The organism is Devosia insulae DS-56 (genome assembly GCF_000970465.2).
Classification (GTDB): Bacteria; Pseudomonadota; Alphaproteobacteria; order Rhizobiales; family Devosiaceae; genus Devosia_A; species Devosia_A insulae.
The window spans coordinates 1-1,209 of sequence record NZ_LAJE02000391.1 but is presented as its reverse complement, the minus strand read 5'-3'; the positions used below and the strand labels follow the sequence as shown (position 1 = coordinate 1,209).

Below are 1,209 nucleotides of genomic sequence, written 5' to 3'. Positions count from 1 at the left end.
TGCGAGACTTGATTTGGAGCCTGCCATGCCATTTGAGCCTAATGGTTTCCTGCGCTTTCTGCAGCCCCTCAATCGGCACTCGATCGATCGAGCAGTGGAACGTCACCAGGGCAATCGAGGGGTCGGCAAGGGCGAGAAGGCCTGGACCTGCCAGCGCCATCTGAAGGCACTGTTGTTCGCACAGTTGACCGATCTGAGCAGCCTGCGCGAGATCGAACAGGGCCTGGATGGTGAGCGCTCATGGCTGTACCACCCGGACCTGCGAGCGGTGCGCCGCAGCACACTCAGCGATGCTATGGCGCTGCGTCCCGCGGCGGTGTTTCGCGATATCTGCCGCGATCTGATGGGACAGGTCTCGCGCCAGTTGCGCCGCGAAGGCGATGCGATCGTCAGGCTGCTCGATTCCACCCCCATCCAGTTGCGCAGCTTCGGCTTTGGCTGGGCCCAGAGCGATCCGCACACCACCGGACTGAAGCTGCACTTCGTCTATGACCCACGCGGCAACCAACCGGTTCAGTTGGACATCACCTCGCCGCGCGTCAACGACGTGACGATGGCCCGCCAGTTGTCCACCGAGGCCGGTAGCACCTGGGTCTTCGACAAGGCCTATACCGATTACGACTGGTGGCATCGGCTGGTAACGGCAGAGACCGTCTTCGTCACCCGGCTCAAGCGCAACGCGAAAATGCAGGTGATTGCCGAGGCGGAAGCGACCGGTGAGGGCATCTTGTTCGACCGGCGCGCCCGCATCGGCCACAAGCGACCGCGCGGCGGCAAGCTTAACCCCCTCTACGACGTCGAGATGCGTGTCATCGAGGTTGAGCGTCCGGATCGGGCTCCCTTGCGGCTGGTCACCAACGACCAGGTCAGGTCGGCACTCGAGATCGCCGAGTTGTACAAGCAGCGCTGGCAGATCGAGCTGTTCTTCAAGTGGATCAAGCAGAACCTCAGGATCAAGACCTTCATCGGCCGATCCGAGAACGCCGTCCGCATCCAGATCTATGCCGCCATCATCGCCTTCCTGCTGCTCAGGCTGCTCCAGCACACCCAGCCCAAAGGCTCGGAGCAGACCCTCAAGGCCATCCGTACCCTGCTCAGGATCAACGTCCTAAACGCCTTCCAGCCACCACGACGACGACCAAACTCAATGCAAGGACAGATGGAACTCAGCCTCAATCCACCATCACCCAAAAATCCCGGACAGTAGTG

At 61.5% G+C, this 1,209-nt stretch carries 1 protein-coding gene; it reads left to right on the top strand.

What is annotated here, in order from left to right; translation table 11 throughout:
• The first annotated feature begins 25 nt into the window (after positions 1 to 25).
• Positions 26 to 1,207 carry an IS4 family transposase gene (locus VW23_RS26625; protein ID WP_069912497.1) on the top strand — a complete coding sequence of 394 codons (1,182 nt, stop codon included), beginning with the start codon at positions 26 to 28 and terminating at the stop codon, positions 1,205 to 1,207.
• Positions 1,208 to 1,209: the final 2 nt, after the last annotated feature.